This is a genomic window from Paroceanicella profunda (assembly GCF_005887635.2).
Taxonomy (GTDB): Bacteria; Pseudomonadota; Alphaproteobacteria; order Rhodobacterales; family Rhodobacteraceae; genus Paroceanicella; species Paroceanicella profunda.
In genome coordinates, this window is sequence record NZ_CP040818.1 from 966,256 (window position 1) to 985,000 (window position 18,745).

General features: G+C 64.3%; 13 protein-coding genes, 1 tRNA gene and 2 rRNA genes (1 of these 16 cut by a window edge). 5 read left to right on the top strand and 11 right to left on the bottom strand.

Translation table 11 applies throughout. The features are described from left to right. Window positions 1–479 precede the first annotated feature (479 nt). Window positions 480–1,646: a DUF305 domain-containing protein gene (locus FDP22_RS04400; RefSeq protein WP_205910837.1), complete on the bottom strand. Its 1,167-nt coding sequence runs from the start codon at window positions 1,644–1,646 to the stop codon at window positions 480–482. Between the two features lie 283 nt (window positions 1,647–1,929). After that, window positions 1,930–2,784: an alpha/beta hydrolase gene (locus FDP22_RS04405; RefSeq protein ID WP_138579348.1), complete on the bottom strand. Its 855-nt coding sequence runs from the start codon at window positions 2,782–2,784 to the stop codon at window positions 1,930–1,932. Window positions 2,785–3,000: 216 nt separating this feature from the next. Between FDP22_RS04405 and FDP22_RS04410 the strand changes: the two genes are divergently transcribed. Further along, window positions 3,001–5,982: a PAS domain-containing sensor histidine kinase gene (locus tag FDP22_RS04410; protein WP_138579350.1), complete on the top strand. Its 2,982-nt coding sequence runs from the start codon at window positions 3,001–3,003 to the stop codon at window positions 5,980–5,982. A 6-nt stretch (window positions 5,983–5,988) separates the two neighbouring features. Here the strand turns inward: FDP22_RS04410 and FDP22_RS04415 are convergent, their stop codons facing one another. Genes FDP22_RS04415 through FDP22_RS04425 form a run of 3 tightly spaced genes read right to left on the bottom strand, consistent with a single transcriptional unit; the run spans window position 5,989 to window position 7,654 of the window. Continuing rightward, a complete protein-coding gene (locus FDP22_RS04415) occupies window positions 5,989–6,654 on the bottom strand; it encodes a response regulator transcription factor (RefSeq protein WP_239031863.1) in 666 nt (221 codons plus the stop codon). A gap of 44 nt (window positions 6,655–6,698) precedes the next feature. Beyond that, entirely contained in the window at window positions 6,699–7,076 is a 378-nt protein-coding gene (locus FDP22_RS04420) for a response regulator transcription factor (protein ID WP_138579352.1), read from the bottom strand. Beyond that, window positions 7,058–7,654: an enoyl-CoA hydratase/isomerase family protein gene (locus tag FDP22_RS04425; RefSeq protein ID WP_138579354.1), complete on the bottom strand. Its 597-nt coding sequence runs from the start codon at window positions 7,652–7,654 to the stop codon at window positions 7,058–7,060. Before FDP22_RS04425 ends, FDP22_RS04420 begins: the two co-directional genes overlap by 19 nt. Window positions 7,655–8,602: 948 nt before the next feature. Here FDP22_RS04425 and FDP22_RS04430 point away from each other — a divergent pair. Next, on the top strand, window positions 8,603–10,573 hold the full coding sequence (locus tag FDP22_RS04430) for a multiheme c-type cytochrome (RefSeq protein WP_138579356.1): 1,971 nt from the start codon (window positions 8,603–8,605) through the stop codon (window positions 10,571–10,573). Between the two features lie 148 nt (window positions 10,574–10,721). On the opposite strand, the gene FDP22_RS04435 is transcribed toward FDP22_RS04430, so the two are convergent. The 3 genes from FDP22_RS04435 to FDP22_RS04445 form a co-directional block, all read right to left on the bottom strand. Then, a complete protein-coding gene (locus tag FDP22_RS04435; protein WP_138579358.1) occupies window positions 10,722–11,159 on the bottom strand; it encodes a DoxX family protein in 438 nt (145 codons plus the stop codon). Between the two features lie 171 nt (window positions 11,160–11,330). Next, window positions 11,331–11,624: a XapX domain-containing protein gene (locus tag FDP22_RS04440; protein ID WP_138579360.1), complete on the bottom strand. Its 294-nt coding sequence runs from the start codon at window positions 11,622–11,624 to the stop codon at window positions 11,331–11,333. A gap of 127 nt (window positions 11,625–11,751) precedes the next feature. After that, window positions 11,752–12,483, bottom strand: a complete 732-nt coding sequence (locus tag FDP22_RS04445; RefSeq protein ID WP_138579362.1) for a YoaK family protein — start codon at window positions 12,481–12,483, stop codon at window positions 11,752–11,754. Window positions 12,484–12,873: 390 nt separating this feature from the next. Here FDP22_RS04445 and FDP22_RS04450 point away from each other — a divergent pair, with 390 nt between their 5' ends. From FDP22_RS04450 to FDP22_RS04460, 3 genes are all read left to right on the top strand, one after another. Further along, window positions 12,874–13,785 carry a LysR family transcriptional regulator gene (locus tag FDP22_RS04450; RefSeq protein ID WP_138579364.1) on the top strand — a complete coding sequence of 304 codons (912 nt, stop codon included), beginning with the start codon at window positions 12,874–12,876 and terminating at the stop codon, window positions 13,783–13,785. 274 nt (window positions 13,786–14,059) lie between these two features. Continuing rightward, on the top strand, window positions 14,060–14,287 hold the full coding sequence (locus FDP22_RS04455; RefSeq protein WP_138579366.1) for a hypothetical protein: 228 nt from the start codon (window positions 14,060–14,062) through the stop codon (window positions 14,285–14,287). A 201-nt stretch (window positions 14,288–14,488) separates the two neighbouring features. Beyond that, a complete protein-coding gene (locus FDP22_RS04460; protein ID WP_170317589.1) occupies window positions 14,489–15,715 on the top strand; it encodes an MFS transporter in 1,227 nt (408 codons plus the stop codon). 335 nt (window positions 15,716–16,050) lie between these two features. Here the strand turns inward: FDP22_RS04460 and FDP22_RS04465 are convergent. The 3 genes from FDP22_RS04465 to FDP22_RS04475 form a co-directional block, all read right to left on the bottom strand. Next, window positions 16,051–16,127, bottom strand: a tRNA-Met gene (locus FDP22_RS04465). Between the two features lie 41 nt (window positions 16,128–16,168). Continuing rightward, a 5S ribosomal RNA gene (gene rrf / locus FDP22_RS04470) occupies window positions 16,169–16,283 on the bottom strand. A gap of 157 nt (window positions 16,284–16,440) precedes the next feature. After that, a 23S ribosomal RNA gene (locus FDP22_RS04475) occupies window positions 16,441–18,745 on the bottom strand; it runs 514 nt beyond the window's last position.

An 18,745-nucleotide genomic window follows, 5' to 3' on the forward strand; every position in this document is an offset into this window, starting at 1 on the left:
CAAGGGCTTAGAGCCGTTCTTCCCCGATTGCCCCTCCTCGTCTCAGGATATGCACCAAGCAACGGTGCTCAGATTCTTCTTGCTGGGACAATCCGGCACCACGAGGCGCGTTCTGGCACCCATGCCACACGCATGCTTCCGGGAGGCTGCGGTGCAGGGCCGGGCGGGCACGTCGGCACATCTGTTTCAACGTAGCCTGCCCCCCTGGAGCGGACTGCTTTCGGACGAATGGGGATGCTACAGGCCCCACTCTCATTTCCCGTCCTCCGGGCCACGCGATATTGGGCATGGCGTCAGAGATGTCCGTCACAGCCTTCCCGGCGAAAGACGCCGGTGTTCCGGGTTTCTGTGCCATCTCCACTCCCTCGTGGTTGCGATGAGCCGGAAGCCCTCCTTTCCGAAGGCAGTTCAGGCCCCCGTCAGCGCCGATGCCGGACAGATCCCGCTGGCCGAAGGCCGCGTCGACGACAGTGCAGGGATCATTGCGAGCGTCCCGCGGTGGGCGGCGCGCCGATACCCGTGTCGGAGACTGGTCCGTGCGGATACTCGGGGCTGTGCGAATGCGTGGCCTGATCGCCAGACGCGACGCCGGTGAACCCCTCGCTGCCGTAGAATGCCCGGTGGAGCCCCCAATAGCTGCCCATGAACACGGCGACGGCCATCGCCAGACCCGCCGGTATCGCGGGAACCGCGGATTTGAAGCGTGGCAGAAGGCGTGTCTGGCGGCAGCGATCGGCCACAACGGCGACGAGGACGGCCATGATCAGGCCGTGCCCGATGAGATCGATACGCCCGAATGGCCAGACCGCCGCAGTGAAGATGACAATCAGGGCAGCGGCTGACAGCCTTCGGATCAGCGGGGTCCACAGCAGGCCGAACCCCATCGTGAATTCGGCAACCCCTGCCATCGGAATGAAGACGTCGCGTGGCATCCCGAAGGTGAGGAACGGCTTCTCCAGAACCAGCGGGTAGAACCAGCCCGGAAATGCGAACTTCTCCAGGCTCGACCACATGAGGGCGACCGCGAGACCCCACCGCAGGACCTCGAATCGATGGGACCGCCAAGCCTCGTTCTTCGAGGGTTCGAGGACAAGGTAGCCGGCAACACCGAGGCCAAGCGCCAGATAGTCGAACAGGTGAAACAGGTCGTAGTCTCTGAGGGCCAGAACCCAGAGAAGGATGATCCCGGCGCCCGCGAGCGGCATCGTCCGGCGGAAGAAGATGCAGCCGGCGATGAGAAGCTGCAGCCACGATACCCATTCCGCGGGCGTCTTCAGATCCGGCGTCAGATACACTCCGCCCACCGAGAAGATGGCCACGAAGAAGGCGCCGACGGTGACGCGCACATAGTCATCGAGCCTGTGCCCCACAGGTGCCGAAAGCCGGTCGAGCCCGGCATGAATGCCGCTTCCGGAACGGCTCGCTTCGATCAGCCGGGCGGCCACGAAGAAGAGCGCGGCAAGAAGGATCCCGGCCCAGAACCATGGATCCGCCATCACGCTTGCGATCGGCTGCGGGCTGGCTCCGACGATGTAGGGCGCGAACCATTTGACATGGGCGGAGGCGGACGTGACGGCTCCCAGGGTTCCGAGAAGGAAACTGGCCGCCAGTATTTCCCTTCGTTGCCTGTGTCGGTCCCTGCACATTGGATAGTTCCTTCCTGTTGCCTGCAGTATCAGCCCGGCTGAACCGCGCGGTGATATCGGGATGCAGGGTGATTCAGCGACAGGTGCGGAGCGAAGTCTTGTCGCGCCGGCTCGAAAGCGTTCCGGATGTCCGTAACGGGCGCGCCGGCGGTTGTGGCGGAGGCGAAAATCGGTTCATCTGCCGCGTCGGCCAAGGCTGAACGGGCTTGCGTGGGACAGGTCTCCACCGCGAGTCCTGCCGGGGGGACGCGGGCTTCAGGCCGGGCGATGCCCGCGCAGGTCGTCAGGCCATCGGCAAGCGCGCCTCGATCCAGTCCCGGATGTCGGCCATAACCTCCTCCTTGCCCAGGTCACTCAGGAGATCGTGGTAATGGCCGTCATAGAGCCTGAGCGACTTGTCGGTCGATCCGGCAGTCTCGTGGAAGAACCGGCTCCCGCTCGGCCTGGTGGCTTTGTCGGCCGTCCCGTGAAGGATGAGGACAGGCAGGGTGATGAGCGGAAACTCACGCTTCAGCCGCTCGTCGGCCCGTATCAGCGATGCCACGGTTTGACACGGCTGGGATTCACCGGCGATCAGCGGGTCGTCGTTCAACGCCTTGACGACCTCCGGGTCTCGCGAGAAATCCGCGTTCCTGAGCCGCAGGACACGCGCATGGGGCGCGATGCGGCTGACGCCCTTGATCACGGCCAGGGCGATGTCGGGCGCCGGCACCTGGAAGGCGAAGCTCTCGCAGATGAGGCCGGCGAGTTGCGATTGGTTCTCGAGCGCGTAGACGCAGGATGTCACGCCGCCGGCGCTGTGGCCGAGAAGATAGACCGGAAGACCCGGCTCCCGCACCCTGGCGAGCCGGATCAGGGCAGAGAGGTCGCTGACGTAATCGTCAATGCTCCCGGCGAAGAACCGGTCTCCTTCGGATCGACCGCGACCGCGCAGGTCAAGCGCGTAGACGGAGAGACCGGCGGCGACCATCTGCTCGGCGACCCAGGCGTATTGGCCGCTGTGCGAGTTGAGCCCGTGGCAGATGGCGAGGATCGCGCGCGGCGGGGTCGACGGGCGCCAGATGCGGGCGAAAATCTGCAGCCCGCCGCTGGTGATGTGGACCTCCTCGGGGGAAAGCCTGTCGGTGAGTCTGGTCATCGGAACCTCTGTTTCGTCGCTGATGCCGTTGCTTGACTTCTAGCGCGAAACATGGGGTTCTCGAATATAGGGAATGGGTTGCTTCACTTATACGAAAGTTTCCCTCCGGCCGCGGCGGAAGATCAAGAACAAGTCATTTCAGATACTCAGACGATGGATTGGTATGTGCCTGGGTGATTTTTGTTCGCGGGAGAGGACGGAGCTGAGGCATATCCCATGACTGATCTGGATGATGGTCTTCCGGACCTCGTACCCGACAGCATCGTCGCTCGCGCAATGGATGGGCGCGTACGCCACTGGAATGGCGGGGCGGAGCGCCTGTACGGGTGGCCGGCGCACGCTGTCCTCGGAAGGGACATCGATGAGCTCGTGCGGTCTCGCCATCCGTTCGGCCTGGCCGCCATCATGGAAGCGCTCAAGACCGACGGACGCTGGGAAGGAGAGATTTTCAGGACGGCCGCCGATGGAAGGGAGCTGTGTGTCTCCGTCCGGGCGATGCTGCGACGCGGCGCGGACGGCAGCCCCCCGGAGATCATCGAATGGTCGCGCGATACGGCGCGCGCCAGCAAGTCGGAAATCGACGGGCACAGATACGAGAACATCTTCCACGCAATGGCCGTTTCGTTCTGGGAGCTGGATTTCTCGCGGGTGCGCAAGGCGATCGGCGAGCTTGTGGCCTCGGGCGTGACCGACGTCGCGGGATACCTCAGGACCGACACCGATTTCATCGACGCCGCGATCGAACTGGTCTCGGTTGTCGACGTGAACGACATGACGGCCGAGCTGTTCGCAGCCCCGCGCGACATCATCCTGTCGCAGCACATGGGCTGGGCCTGGCCGCCGGACAGCCGGCATGTCTTCGCGGAATCGCTGATCGCCGCGGCACGGCAGGAGGACAGCTACAGCACCGAAACCGTCGTGACGACATACGATGGCCGCCGGATGGACGTGCTCTTCACCGTCTGCTGGCCCACAGGCCACAAGGCCAAGGGAACCGTTCTCGTCGGCGTCATCGATATCAGCGAACGCAAGCGGGCAACGGCGGAACTGCGCAGGAGCGAGGAAAGGTATCGCCGCCTGTTTGAAGCGATGGCCGTCGGCTATCTCGAGGCCGACATGGACCGCGTCGACGACCTGCTGGACGATCTGAGGGCGGCCGGCGTCGAGGATCTTGTCGCGTACATCGACGCACATCCGGAGTTTGTGCGCCGGGCGATCGACGCCATTGTGCTGGTGGATGCCAACGAAATGGCGATCGACCTGTTCGAGGCTGGCTCTCGGGACAACGTGCTCGGCGCGCCGGGCAGGTTCATTCCCCCCGAAGGCGAATGGGCGTTTCGCGAAGCGTTCGTCAGCCGCTATCACAAGCGGAAGCTCGGGCCGCTCGACCTGCAGTTCCGCACGTCTGAAGGAAAGCTGATCGATGTCCGGTTCACGACATGGACGACGCCTGACCGCCCGCGCGGCGAGAACGTGCTGATCAGCCTCCTCGACATCGGGGAACACAAGCGGGCCTATCGGGAACTGGAGGTCAGCGAGCACCGGTATCGCGACCTGTTCAACCACATGCCGATCGCCCTGCTGCAACTCGACATGAGGCCGCTTTTCAGCCGGCTCGCGGCCTTGCGGGCGGACGGTATCGCCGATCTGGCTGCCCATGTCCGGGACAATCCCGATTTCGTGCAGGAGGCCCTGCACCTGCCCCGGATCGAGGACGCGAATGCCGAAGCGTTGCGTCTGTTCGAGGCCGGAAATGTCGACGACATAAGGGGCCCGATCACGTGGGGGTGGAAGGAGAGCCCCGAGACCATCGGCCGGTCGCTTCAGGCCCGGCTGGCCGGCCGGCCATCCTATTCGGAAGAAACGCGCGTCAACACGCTCGCCGGCAATGTCACCGACGTGCTCTATGCCATGTCCTTTCCGGCGGCGCTCATGGATCGGGGGATCAATGTCGTCGGCTTCGTCGACATCAGCGAGCGGAAACGGGCCGACCGTGCCCTCGGCCAGAGCGAGCGCCGCTATCGGGACCTGTTCAACCACATGCCGATCGCGCTGTGGCAATGCGATACGTCAGGGCTCACGGACATGCTGGCGCAACTGAAGGCGGCCGGCGTCACTGACCTCGGCTCCCATTTCGATGCGCATCCCGGGTTTCTGGCGCGCTGCCTGGATGTTGTGACCGTTCAGGAGGTCAACGACGCGACCGTCCGGCTGTGCGGCGGAACCGACCCGGCGGAATTTGCCGGAACGACGGCGGCGCGCTACTGGCACCGCAACCCCGGCCCGTTCCGCCGTTCGATGGAAGCACGCTGGGCGGGGAAGTCCGGGCATGGTGAGGAGACACGCATGCTCGCGCTCGACGGCCGCGAGATCGACGTCGCCTTTTCCATTTCCTATCCGCCCGCCCTGCAGGAGCGCGGCATCACCGTCTTCGCCACGGTTGACATCCATGATCGCAAGCGCGCCGAGGAGCGGCTGCGCCGCGCCCAGGCGGACGTCTCGCACGCCGCCCGAGTCTCGACCCTGGGCGAGTTGACCGCCTCGATCGCGCATGAGGTCAACCAGCCGCTTGCCGCGATCTCGGCCCTCGGCCAGGCCAGCCTGCGCTGGCTGGCGCGCGCCGAGCCGGACCTGCAGGAGGTCGCGGCCCTGGCGGGGCAGATGGTGGCGGACGCCCGCCGGGCGAGCGACATCATCGCCCGCATTCGTGGCATGGCGCTCAAGCGCGACCCGGAACTGGCCCCCCTTCTCATCAACGAGGTGGTGGAGGAGGCGCTGCTGATCGTCCGCCACGAGAGCCAGTCGAAGGCCATCGACATCTCTGTCCGGCTGGGAAGCGATCTGCCGCTGATCCACGGGGACAAGATCCAGCTCCAGCAGGTCGTCATCAATCTCGCGGTGAACGCCATCCAGGCCATGGCCTCGAACACTGCCAGGCCGCGCCGTCTCACCGTTTCCACCGGGCTGAGCGAGGATGGCAGCGTGACGGCGACGGTGTCCGATACCGGCCCGGGAATCGCGGCGACCGATATCGATGACCTGTTCACCGGCTTCTTCACCACCAAGAAGGAGGGCATGGGCATGGGTCTGTCGATCTGCCGTTCGATCGTGCAGAGCCATGACGGAACGATCAGCGCCAGGAATGGCCCCGATGGCGCCTGCTTTGTCGTCCGCCTGCCCCCGGCCCTGCGGCAATGATCATGGCTATGCCTGCGGGCGGATGTCGAGGCGCTCCGCCATGCGCACGAAATCCGCAAGGCTGCGCGCGCCCATCTTTTTCATCGCCGACGCTCGGTACAGTTTCACCGTGATCTCGCTCAGGCCCAGCTCATGCGCAGCCTGCTTGTTCAGCTTGCCGGACGTGACGAGGCCCATCACCTGCTTCTCGCGTGTGGACAGGGTCTCGTAGCACGCCTTGACCTTGCCGAGCTGATCGTCAGCGCTTCTGCGCCGGATGTCGCGGTCAATGGCGATGCCGACCGCATCCAGCAGATCCTGGTCGCGGAACGGTTTGGGCAGGAAGTCCACCGCACCCGCCTTCATCGCACGCACGGACATGGGCACGTCGGCATGCGCCGTGATCATGATGACCGGCAGCCTGATCCCGTGGCCCTGCATGCTGGTCTGGAAATCCAGCCCGCTGACGCCGGGAAGCCGGACGTCGAGCAACAGGCACCCCGGAACATCGTCCACGTCCGCCGCCAGGAACGCCTGGCAGGAGTCGTAAGCCGCCGACCGGATGTCGACCGATCGCAGCACCGCCGCGATGGCATACCGCATGGACGGGTCGTCATCGACGATATGCACCAGGGACCGGACATTCATCATTTCGGCATTACGCGCAGATGGTTCGCCAATGGGAAGATTCATCGAATTCTTATATGCAGTGCCCCGAGTATCAAGATACATGTTCATCAGCATTCCCCTTTACCCACGAATTCCCGGATCACCCTCACGAGTTCGTTCTCGTCGAATGGCTTCTCGAAATAGCTGGCAGCGCCTGCGGACATCGCGCGGTCGCGCAACGATCGATCCGGCAGGGCCGTCATCACGATCACCGGCAGCCCGGGCGACGCGATGCGCAGCCGCTTCTGGAGATCGAGGCCGCTCATGCCCGGCATCTGGATATCGGTCAGGACACAGTCCGGAACCGCCCCGGATGGCTCCCCCAGAAATTCGTTCGCGCTTCCGAACGTCTGAACATCAAACCCCTCGACCCGCAGAAGGCTGGCGAGCCCTTTGCGGACACTTGCGTCATCATCGATGATCGCGATCAGAGGAGAGTTCGGCATTCGGGAAGGTTCCGTTCACTGTCCGGGGATGCGCGCTTGACCCGGCCATAGCGCTCGGTCGTGTCGGCATCGAAATCGTCGGCACCTGCCTGTATGTCGATCGCCCGTGATCCGCGGGCCGATCGCGACAGCCAGTCCGTGGCGCCGCTTCCCGGAACGACACCCGGCGCACCTTCGAACTGGCCGAAGACGGCTCTCTCCCGGTTGGCGCACCGGATGTCGCAGACGAGGGCGCATGCGCGGCCGTGGCCACGGGCCCCGGCTTCGGCAACAGCGACAACCCGTGATCGAGCCAGTCCGGTCCCGATATTCGGCCACTCGGGAAAGGGTGCAGCATCGGGCCCGTCCGGCATTTCCCGCCCCCGAGCCACGTCATGGTGAGCACCGGGAAAGGCAGGATCGCTGCTGTCGAAAACGACCACCTTTAGCTTCGGATCGCTGTCGATGCCGTCCGCCGGCAGACGCAATTCCGCAAGCATCTCCGGGTCATGGAGCGGGATCGGCGGAGTGCTGATCGCGGCGCGCCAACAGGCGGGCCGGGCCTCGGTCACGATCAGGCGCATGGCGGAGGCCGTCATCGGAGTTCTCCAACTGGATTCTCGAAAGCGACCTGGCTGGGGGAGGCCAGGAGCGGTTCGACCCCGGCGCCCGGACACCCCTCCGATGCATCACGCCGTTCTTTCAGCGTGAAGCGACCATGACAGGAAAGCAACTATACGAACGTTTGGTCACCTTTCAGGCGGCTCTATAAAGTTTATTTCGAAGAGATATTCCAATATTTACTTATATAAATATGATTATTTCAATGCGACGCCGCGAAGAACATTCACACTTCATGCTCGCCGCAAAGACACGGCTTGCTGACAGCAAATTGCATCGCCCTGCAAATGCTTGCCCGAGACATCCCCACATCCAATTCCCGTCCGGCGTGCGAACCGTCAAAAGCGCGGGGCGCCAACGAGCATCGCCGCCTATGGATGCGCGCGCGGACCGGCCTCCCCTCCTGATCCGCTTGCCAGCGGTGCCAGGGCCGGTGCGCAGGTCAGAACCTCCGAACGGATCCTTCTTCCAGGCCACCGCACAAACATTGGGGCCTCTTTCTTGTGAGCACTCAGCGTCAAAGTGAGAGTTCTCCCGGACCAGAGGACATTGGAATATGTCACGCGTTCAAGACCCTGGTCATGATACGGCCCGGACGGTTCTGTTCTCGGCGACCCCTGCAGTAACTTCCTCTCTGAAGGGGGGGATTTCGACCACTGGTCGCCAAGATCGCTCGCTCCGTCAACCTGCACGCCAATCTTCGTGCGGTTCCGGCGGCTGTTCGCGCTGCTGGATTGCCGGCAGCGGCCGGGCGATGTGCGCGATGACGGACTTCCCGCGCGCGTGTCGTGGGGGATGACCGCGAGAATGAGCGGCAAATCCGGAGTTGCACCCCGGCCCGCGCGCTGGAGGCTTGCTTTCGCACCCCCGCCGGGGACACCTTCTGGTACAGGCGATGCCTCCACCGCAGCGCCGGAAAGGACAGCATGACCCGTCTCGCCAGCCGTCCAGCCAGCCTCGCCTGCCTCATCCTGCTCTGGCTCGCGGGCTGGGGCCCGGGGCCCGCCCAGTCGCAGCCCGCGGGATATGTCGGCTCGCAGGCCTGTGCCGGCTGCCACGCCGACGCCATGCAGGCCTGGGCCGATTCACATCACGCCCTCGCATGGACCCTGCCCGACGATGGCCACCTGCTGGCCGATTTCGATGACAGCAGCTTCACCCTGGGCGACATGTCGGTGCGCTTCCGCACCGCGCCGGACGGCACGCGACACATCGAGGTCACCGAGCTTGACGGGCGCAGCACCGATTACCCGCTGCACTCCGTGGTGGGGATCGCGCCGCTGCAGCAATACCTGGTGGAGACCGGGCCGGGCCGGCTGCAATCCTTCGACGTGGTCTGGGATACCGAGCGAAGACAGTGGTTTCACCTCTACCCCGATACCCGCCTGCCGCCCGACGACGGCCTGCACTGGACCGGCCCCTACAAGACCTGGAACAGCCGCTGCGCCACCTGTCACGCCACCGGGTTCGCAACGAATTACGATGCCCGCGCGCAGTCCTACGCCTCCACCGCGGCGGAAATCGGCGTGGGCTGCGAGGCCTGCCACGGCCCCGGCGCAGACCATCTGGCCTGGGCGCAGACCCCGGCCGCGCCAGCCCCCGCCACCCACGGGTTCAGCGCCGATCTCTCCACCAGCGCGGGGCTGATCCAGCAATGCGCCGGCTGCCACTCGCGCCGCGAGGCGTTCCTCGACGGCAATCCCCTGCCCGGCACGCCCTACAGTGACGCCTACAGCCTGGCCCTGCTGCGCCCGGGCCTCTACGAGGCCGATGGCCAGATCCTCGACGAGGTCTATGTCTACGGCTCCTTCCTCCAGTCGAAGATGTACGCCGCCGGGGTGGATTGCGCGAATTGCCATGAGCCGCATTCCGCCCGCCTGCGGGCCGAGGGCAACGCCCTGTGCACCCAGTGCCACGCGCCGGACGCCAACGCGGATTTCCCCCGGGCCGGCCGGGCCACCTACGACAGCCCCGAACATCATCACCACGCGCCCGGCACGCCCGGCGCCCAGTGCCGCAGCTGCCACATGACCGAGCGGGTCTACATGGGCAATGACTGGCGGACGGACCATTCCTTCCGCATCCCGCGCCCGGACCTCGCCGCCACCACCGGCGCGCCGGACGCCTGCACCACCTGCCACGCGGACCGCTCGGCGGACTGGGCGGCCACGCGCATCGCAGAATGGTTCCCCGACGAGAGCCACCGCGGCCCGCATTACGGCGAGGTGCTGGCCCGCGGCAGGGCGAACCCCGCCGCAGCACACGCCGAGCTGTCGCTGCTGGCGCGTGACGCGGACATGCCGGGCATCGTGCGCGCCACGGCGCTCTGGCTGCTGGAACAGTCGGAGTCCGAGGAGGACGCTACCGCCCTCGCCGGCCTGCTCGACGATCCGGACCCGGTGGTGCGCGAGGCCGCCGTCGGTGTGCAGCGCCTCGCCCCGCCGCAGGTGCGCGTCCAGCGGGTGATCGGGCTGCTGGGAGATCCGTCACGCGCAGTGCGCATCGCCGCGGCGCGCGAGATGATGAACGCTCCGATCGCCCGTCTCCCGCCCCGCTACGCCGGGCAGCTGCGCCGCGCGATGGGCGAATGGCAGGAGGCGCTCGGCAGCCGGCTGGACTTCCCGGAAACCCACCTGCAGCTCGGCGGCATGGCGCTGACCAGGCGCAACCTGCCGGCCGCGGCACAGGCTTTCCGTTCGGTGGTGGCGCTCGATCCGCAGCGCGTGGATGCCTGGGTGATGCTGGCCCGCATCGCGGCGGCGACCGAGGGCGAGGCCGCGGCCATCGCCACGCTGAACGAAGCGCTTCAGGCCGCGCCCGGCAACCTCACGCTGCTCTCGATGCGCGCCGAGCTGACCGGGCAGGCCCCGAACCTGCTGCCGCCCCCGCCGCAGTGACCCGACGCCGGCGCGCGCCGCACACGCCGGTTCACACCGGAAGGAGGGACCGGACCTCGCGCAGCCTTCTGTGCGGGGTTTGCACGGGCCCTGCGCGGCCGGCACATGGCTTACGCACGGCGGGTTTCCACCGGGGCGGCCAAGGCTGTTATCCCCTCGACCCGAAAGGCCAGCTCCGCCTGTCGTCCGCGACCGGCGCGGTGAGGGCAACGTAGAGGAAGGCCCCGGCCAGCCCCACATGCTCGAAGAACCCGTTCGTGGCCATGCTCCGCGCCGGGCCGCTCTCCATCTCCCAGAAACGCAGGGCCATCAGCGTGGCGGCAAGGGTGAAGGCGGCAAGGGCCAGCGCCGCGATCCGGCGGCCGTATCCGCTGACCACCATCGCCGAGGCGACCAGCTCGAAGCCGATCACCCCCACGGCGAAGAGCGGCGCCGGCGTCAGCCCGAAATGCGTCATCTCGGCCAGGGCCCCGGGGAAATCGGCGATCTTGGTCAGCGGGCCCTGGATGTAGGCGGCGCAAAGCGCCAGCAGGCAGAGCCTGCGCGCGACACGCAGGCGCGCGGGGGCGGACGAGAGCGGCATCATCGGAAATCCTTGTCAGAAGTGGCCACGCGCGAAGGCGCGCCGGAGGGACTGCCCGGGCGCGGCAGGCATGATTGCGCCTTCACCGCACGGGGCTTCGGCAGGCATCGGCCCCCACGGACGGGGGCCTGCCGGGCATGGCCCGCGGCGGCCCGGACGGGTGCTGCGCCGGGGTCAGCCCGCGTTGCGGTCCGACACCCCGGGGGCGGAACGGCCCTTTTCCGCCGGGCCGTGGGCGCTGGGAAGCTCGCCGAACAGGTGCCGCATCGAGGCACGCGAGTGGCCCTCGCTCTCGGCGGAGGTCTTCGAGGTCACCCAGCGGACCGCGGGCATCGCCTGTTCCCCGATCAGGATGCCCAGCAGCCCGACCAGCGCAACCACCGGCGGAGCCGGGGAGCGCACCTGAAGCAGGCTGTAGATGACACCGACCAACAGGCCGCACGCGAGGGAGATGAGGTAGATCTTCATGGGTGGATTCCGGAAAGGCCCGTTTCGGACAGGCGGTTGCGGGAGGGAGAGGCGGTCAGGATGCGGCCGTCGCCGGGTCGGATATTGCGGGATCGCGACATTTTCGGAACGAACGCCGCATCGCGCGTCAACCGGGCTTCGCGGGCAGCGGACGGGCCAGGAACGGATGGCGCATGATCGCCAGCGTGGCCCCCAGCACGATCAGGCCCGCGAGCAGCAGCGGAACCACCAGCCCGGCGATCCGCATCAGCCCCGCCCCGATGAAGGCCCCGGCGAACATGGCCACCACGGCGCCGATGCGGCGGCGCAGGTTCGGGTCCGCGCCGCCGGCCAACGAACTGTCGGCCGCGAGCCCGGTCAGCGTGAGGGTGAGCACCGTGGTGGTGAGATCGGCAACCCCGAGCCGCCGGATGGTGGCGTTGCGAAAGCCCATCGCGAAGCCGAGACAGGCGATCGCCGCCAGCAGGAGGCCGCCCTCCGGCCCGCTGCGCAGCACCAGCCCGCCGTCACCCGCCCAGAAGCAGGACGCGGCAGCGGCCCAGATCGGCCCCGTCTCGGCGAGCGCGGAGAACAGCAGCCAGCGTCGGGGCGGCTGCGCGCGATACCGATTGGCCAGGCAGCCCGACAGCGTAGCCCCGACGAGAAACGCCAGCAGCGCCATGGCGAGGGACAGGGGCGCGAACCGGCTCTCCCCCGCCGCCGCGAACCCCAGGAACACCACGTTCCCGGTCATGTTCGCGGTGAAGACATTGCCCAGCCCCAGAACGCTGATCGCGTCGATCATGCCCGTGGTGGCGGACAACAGCAGCAGGAATCCCGGCAGGGGCGAGGGCATCGGTGGGGCAGTCTGGTCCGGCATGGCTGGGATCGGTCTCCTCAACAGGCCGGGCCCGGCGCAGGAGCGACACTGCCCTGCCCGGCCACGGATCAACGCCACCCTGCCCGCAGCGCCGTTCCGGGGCTTGTCGAAACGGCGCATTTGCGCGAGCTGCCTGTCACGAGATGCGCAGGATGGCTCTCCGCCCTCGCGCGGCTTTCGCCGCGAGGGGCATGTTGGCGGGCGTTGTGTGTCTCCTGGCTTGGAGAACAGTCTGACCCCGGAAGGCGGACGTTTCAGGGGAGCAGGTGCGCCTCATTGCCTGGTTCGCGCCTGACGCCCCGCAGGTATATTGATGCGCGCCACAGGCCAATGTTAGTCTGATGATGATCATGACTCACGAAATCGGGATCAGGAAAGGGGCTGGACGTCATGAATTTTGATGGACGCATCCTCTCCGGCGTGGGGGTGCTGGCGGCTGTGGTGGAACGTGGCACCTTCGCCAGCGCAAGCGAAATGCTTGGACTGACGCCGTCCGGCGTTAGTCGGGCGATCTCCCGCCTGGAGGACCGCTTGGGCATCCGACTGTTCGACAGGACCACGCGATCTCTTCACCTGACCGACGAAGGAGCCCGCTTTTACGAGGCTGTTGTTGCCCATCTCGAAGGAATCGAGGAGGCAGCCGCGATTGCGTCCGGCGCGGCGCGCACTGTCCGCGGGCGCCTGAGGGTGAACGTCGATCCGTTTTTCTCCGGCCTGGTCCTGGCGCCGAACCTGCGCAGGTTCACGGAATTGTATCCGGAACTCCAGATCGAAATCCACACGCGCGAGAGCGTCGGCGACCTAGTGTCGGAAGGGATGGATGTTGCCGTACGCTTTGGCCCGCAACCGTCCTCATCGCTCATTTCGCGCCTCCTGCTGGAGACGCGCATTCTGACGGTTGCAGCGCCATCGTATCTCGCCTCTTACGGAAAGCCAAAACGACCTGAAGATCTGTCAGGCCATGCCTGCATTCAGTTTCGAGATCCGCAGACAGGGCGGCCGTTTGATTGGGAGTTCCAGCGCGGGAAGACGATCCTGCCCGTGCATACGGGGGGTCCATTGCTGTTGACCGACGTCAACACGATGCTTCAGGCCTGCCTGGCCGGCTGCGGCGTAGCTCAGGTCATGTCCCTCGGCGTGCAGCATTTGATTGCGGGCGGACACCTTATGGAGCTCTTCCCGGATTGGCCGGGCGAGACCTTTCCCCTCTACGCAATCCATCCATCTCGGCGCCATCCTGCCGCCAAGGTTCGTGCATTCCTGGATTTTTGCGCGGAACTGGGAGAGAAAGCGCCAAAATAGATTGCGAACCGAAATGGCCCATCCCGTTATCATGGTGTTTTCAAACATCAGATTTACCCTTATCTCTCCTATAATGAGACGCTCATAACCTCTATCTTCGAAAATATACGGAGAATGTTCCTGTGCTCTGCGGTACATTACTGGTAAAATTTGCATCTGCCGTCGATCTGCAACGCTGGCCAAGGCGCTGATCGACGCACCGGGGCCGGGAAATCTGGGGTGCCCGCTCGGCTCGCTGGTCGGCGACCTTGCCAATCGGCCGGCGCAGCGCGCCATGCCTGCGCAGGGCTTCACTCACTGGTGCGCGATCTTCGCCGATGGTTTCGTCCGCGTGCGGGGCCCTGGCCGGCTGCGTGACATGATCGATCCGAAGCATCCCGCCATCATGTGCCGCGCGGCCCTTCAGGGCGGGCCGTTTCTGGCCCAGGCGGAGCAAGCAACCCGCCCACTGACGCTCGCACTGGAGATGGCGTTCGCGCAGGGTGCGGCAAAGGCGCCGTGACCGGCTATGGCGTCGGATCGCCCCTCACTCGAGCATCGGCGCCTTCCGTCGCGCGGATGTGCTCATCAGGTTTCGCCATGGCGGATCCGTTTTTCGAGCGCCTTGTTTCGTGACGTGTCAGCACGACTAACCAGACACTTCGTCACTAAGCGCATCAATCAGCCTCTGGCATGTTGGGTCAAACCCATTCCGGAGATTAAAATGTCTGAACACACTCAAAGCGAAAGCTATGAGACGGCAGTTCCGTCAACGGCTTTCATCGGGGAGATCAAGCGGCGTTCGCCTCTTGCCGAAGCGCTTGCCGTCATCGCGCTCTCACTTGGAACATTCGCTTTCGTCAGCACGGAGCTGATGCCCATCGGCATCCTTCCCCAGATGGCGGAAGGCGTCGGCGTATCCCTCGGGCAGGCCGGGTTCCTGGTGACTGGTTTCGCGTTGCTCGTGGCAATCGCGGCCACACCGTTGACGGCGGCCACCCGCCACTGGAACCGCAAATGGCTGATGCTCAGCCTTCTGCTCGCCTGCACGCTCGGCAACGTGCTGACATGCTTTGCAGAAAGCTATGCCGTGCTGCTCGCAAGCCGGCTTGTCGTTGCGGCCGCCATCGGCATCTTCTGGTCGACAGCGGCGAGCATGGCAGTGCGCATCGTCCCCCAAAAGCATGCCGTTCGCGCCACATCGGCGGTCTATGGCGGCTTGGCCCTCGCCTCCGTGCTGGGCATCCCCGCCGGCACATTTCTGGGCAATTACGCCGGCTGGCGCGTTGTTTTCGTCGCGCTGGCGGTCCTCTCCTTCGCCGTTTTCATCAAGATGTGGCTGACCCTGCCTGATCTTGCGGCACGTCACGACGGCAAGCACAGCACCGTGTCAGAGGCATGGCGCGAGCGCCCCCTGCGCGCGGCGGTCTATGTGACGGCACTCATCATGATGGCGAATTTCCTCGCCTTCACCTACATTGCGCCGTTCCTTGAGCAGATCACGGGCTTTCAGACATCGTGGATCGGCGGCCTGCTGCTGGCCTACGGTGCCGCAGGTCTCATCGGCAATTTCGGCATCGCTCCGATCATGGCCTACGGCTATCGGCCGACGCTGTTCGTGACGATGAGCGTCCTGATCGCCAGCCTCGCCGCACTCGGCTTTGCCGGCACGAACCATGTGCTTGTGGTCGCTCTTCTCCTGATATGGGGCACGGCCTACACCGCCCTGCCGGTGCTCATGCAGACCTGGGTGTTCAAGGCCGCCGCCCATCTGAACGGACCCGAGGCGCCGTCTTCGCTCTACGTCTCCGCCTATAACGGCGCAATCGCGGCCGGAGCCCTGATTGGAGGCGTGATCGTCGACCACGCGGGACCTTGGTCGATCATGCCGATCTCGGCACTCCTCGGCATTCCCGCCTTGCTGATTGCGCTGAAACACGCCCCGAAATGACTCGGCGTATTCCAGAATTCCAATCCTCAGGGAGACCTTCTTTGTCACGCACATTCCTCACCGGACCCGCCATACGACGGCGCCGGGCCCGACGCGCTTGCCATGAAACCACTCGCCGACGCCCAATCTCAAACCGGCAGGCTTGCGTTATGAACGAGGGACGTTCCGGGGTGCGGTCAGTCAGACTGCTGACATTTCTGGTGAGCAGGTCAGCGGAGGGAACCGGGCGGCCTCAGCGGCTCGTGCCGCCGATCGCTGTCTTCTGACAGCTGCTTTTGCGGGTCGAACGACGAAGCCCCCGGCGGGGTATCGCCGGGGGCTTCGTGGAGGTTTTCTGGTTGCGGGGGCAGGATTTGAACCTGCGGCCTTCAGGTTATGAGCCTGACGAGCTACCGGGCTGCTCCACCCCGCGGTGTTTGATGTATCGTGAGGAGAGGGAATGAGGATGTATTGGTCTGGCGGCGACCTACTCTCCCACGTCTTGAGACGCAGTACCATTGGCGCGGCGGGTCTTATCGGCCGAGTTCGGGAAGGGATCGGGAGTTTACCTCGCGCTGTGACCACCAGACCTTCGGGGGAGCCGTTTTGGCGGGCTCCTCGGAAGGTCTGGCCGTCCTGGCCTTTTGGGCCTGGACAGTGAGACGCATTTTTGCCCTTTCGGGCGTCTTTCCAAGTCTTTGTGTATCTGACCTGAGTTGGGATCGGTTGTCTTGCGACTACCGGATCGGTTCAAGCCAATCGGGCGATTAGTACTGGTCAACTGAATGCATTGCTGCACTTACATCTCCAGCCTATCGACGTGGTGGTCTTCCACGGCCCTGATAGGGAGACCTTGTTTTGAGGGGGGCTTCCCGCTTAGATGCCTTCAGCGGTTATCCTGTCCGTACATAGCTACCCAGCACTGCCCTTGGCAGGACAACTGGTCCACCAGTGGTACGTCCACCCCGGTCCTCTCGTACTAGGGGCAGCTCCTCTCAAGTCTCCTACACCCACGGCAGATAGGGACCGAACTGTCTCACGACGTTCTAAACCCAGCTCACGTACCTCTTTAAATGGCGAACAGCCATACCCTTGGGACCTGCTCCAGCCCCAGGATGAGATGAGCCGACATCGAGGTGCCAAACGATGCCGTCGATATGGACTCTTGGGCATCATCAGCCTGTTATCCCCAGCGTACCTTTTATCCGTTGAGCGATGGCCCTTCCACTCGGGACCACCGGATCACTATGGCCGACTTTCGTCTCTGCTCGACTTGTCAGTCTCGCAGTCAGGCGGGCTTATGCCATTGCACTCAGCGAACGATTTCCGACCGTTCTGAGCCCACCATCGCGCGCCTCCGTTACTCTTTGGGAGGCGACCGCCCCAGTCAAACTACCCGCCACACAGGGTCCCGGATCCGGATGACGGACCGCGGTTAGACGCCAAACAGGACAAGGGTGGTATCTCAAGGGAGGCTCCACGAGGACTAGCGTCCCCGCTTCAAAGCCTACCACCTATCCTGCACATGACATGTCTGGCGCCAGTGTGAAGCTGTAGTAAAGGTGCATGGGGTCTTTCCGTCTGACCGCGGGAACCCCGCATCTTCACGGGGAATTCAATTTCGCTGAGTCTACGTTGGAGACAGCGGGGAAATCGTTACGCCATTCGTGCAGGTCGGAACTTACCCGACAAGGAATTTCGCTACCTTAGGACCGTTATAGTTACGGCCGCCGTTTACCGGGGCTTCAATTCAGTGCTTGCACACCTCCTTTTAACCTTCCGGCACCGGGCAGGCGTCAGACCCTATACGTCGCCTTGCGGCTTCGCAGAGCCCTGTGTTTTTAGTAAACAGTCGCTACCCCCTGGTCTGTGCCCCCCGCCCATGGTTGCCCACGGACGGGGCCTCCTTCTCCCGAAGTTACGGAGGCATTTTGCCGAGTTCCTTCAACGTAGTTCTCTCAAGCGCCTTGGTATACTCTACCAGTCCACCTGTGTCGGTTTAGGGTACGATCTCACGGAGGGCTATTTCCAGGAACCGCTCAGCAGCCATCCCAATCCGATAAGGGATAACTACCTCTGCGATCCGTCACATCCTCCTGGCCCAGGAATATTAACCTGGTTCCCATCGACTACGCCTTTCGGCCTCGCCTTAGGGGTCGGCTCACCCTGCTCAGATTAACTTTAAGCAGGAACCCTTGGACTTTCGGCGAGAGGGTCTCTCACCCTCTTTGTCGCTACTCATGTCAGCATTCTCACTTCTCTGCGCTCCAGGATAGGTCACCCACACCCTTCGCCGCACAGAGAACGCTCCGCTACCGCGCATTGCTGCACCCAAAGCTTCGGCTCGTGGCTTGAGCCCCGTTACATCTTCGCCGCAAGACAGCTTATCTAGACCAGTGAGCTGTTACGCTTTCTTTAAATGATGGCTGCTTCTAAGCCAACATCCTGGTTGTTTTGGCCGTCTCACATGCTTTCCCACTTAGCCACGAATTAGGGGCCTTAGCTGTTGGTCAGGGCTGTTTCCCTTTTCACACCGGACCTTAGCACCCGATGTGTGTCTGCCAGATAGTACTCTCTGGTATTCGGAGTTTGGTTAGGATCAGTAAGTCTGTGGGACCCCATTACCCATCCAGTGCTCTACCCCCAGAGGTATTCGTCTGACGCTCTACCTAAATAGATTTCGCGGAGAACCAGCTATATCCGAGTTTGATTGGCCTTTCACCCCTAGGCACAAGTCATCCCGATCCTTTTCAACGGATGTGGGTTCGGTCCTCCAGTGCGTGTTACCGCACCTTCAACCTGCTCATGCCTAGATCACCCGGTTTCGGGTCTGATCCCACGAACTCATGCGCCCTATTCAGACTCGCTTTCGCTGCGCCTACACCTAACGGCTTAAGCTTGCTCGTGAGACCAAGTCGCTGACCCATTATACAAAAGGTACGCCGTCACTTGCGCTCCGGCTGTTTGTAGGCGTTCGGTTTCAGGTACTGTTTCACTCCCCTCGTCGGGGTGCTTTTCACCTTTCCCTCACGGTACTGGTTCGCTATCGGT

Coding starts and splice junctions, on each gene's coding strand:
- FDP22_RS04400 (WP_205910837.1), bottom strand. CDS start 1,646: ATGTGCAGGGACCGACACAGGCAACGAAGGGAAATACTGGCGGCCAGT.
- FDP22_RS04405 (WP_138579348.1), bottom strand. CDS start 2,784: ATGACCAGACTCACCGACAGGCTTTCCCCCGAGGAGGTCCACATCACC.
- FDP22_RS04410 (WP_138579350.1), top strand. CDS start 3,001: ATGACTGATCTGGATGATGGTCTTCCGGACCTCGTACCCGACAGCATC.
- FDP22_RS04415 (WP_239031863.1), bottom strand. CDS start 6,654: ATGAATCTTCCCATTGGCGAACCATCTGCGCGTAATGCCGAAATGATG.
- FDP22_RS04420 (WP_138579352.1), bottom strand. CDS start 7,076: ATGCCGAACTCTCCTCTGATCGCGATCATCGATGATGACGCAAGTGTC.
- FDP22_RS04425 (WP_138579354.1), bottom strand. CDS start 7,654: ATGACGGCCTCCGCCATGCGCCTGATCGTGACCGAGGCCCGGCCCGCC.
- FDP22_RS04430 (WP_138579356.1), top strand. CDS start 8,603: ATGACCCGTCTCGCCAGCCGTCCAGCCAGCCTCGCCTGCCTCATCCTG.
- FDP22_RS04435 (WP_138579358.1), bottom strand. CDS start 11,159: ATGATGCCGCTCTCGTCCGCCCCCGCGCGCCTGCGTGTCGCGCGCAGG.
- FDP22_RS04440 (WP_138579360.1), bottom strand. CDS start 11,624: ATGAAGATCTACCTCATCTCCCTCGCGTGCGGCCTGTTGGTCGGTGTC.
- FDP22_RS04445 (WP_138579362.1), bottom strand. CDS start 12,483: ATGCCGGACCAGACTGCCCCACCGATGCCCTCGCCCCTGCCGGGATTC.
- FDP22_RS04450 (WP_138579364.1), top strand. CDS start 12,874: ATGAATTTTGATGGACGCATCCTCTCCGGCGTGGGGGTGCTGGCGGCT.
- FDP22_RS04455 (WP_138579366.1), top strand. CDS start 14,060: ATGCCTGCGCAGGGCTTCACTCACTGGTGCGCGATCTTCGCCGATGGT.
- FDP22_RS04460 (WP_170317589.1), top strand. CDS start 14,489: ATGTCTGAACACACTCAAAGCGAAAGCTATGAGACGGCAGTTCCGTCA.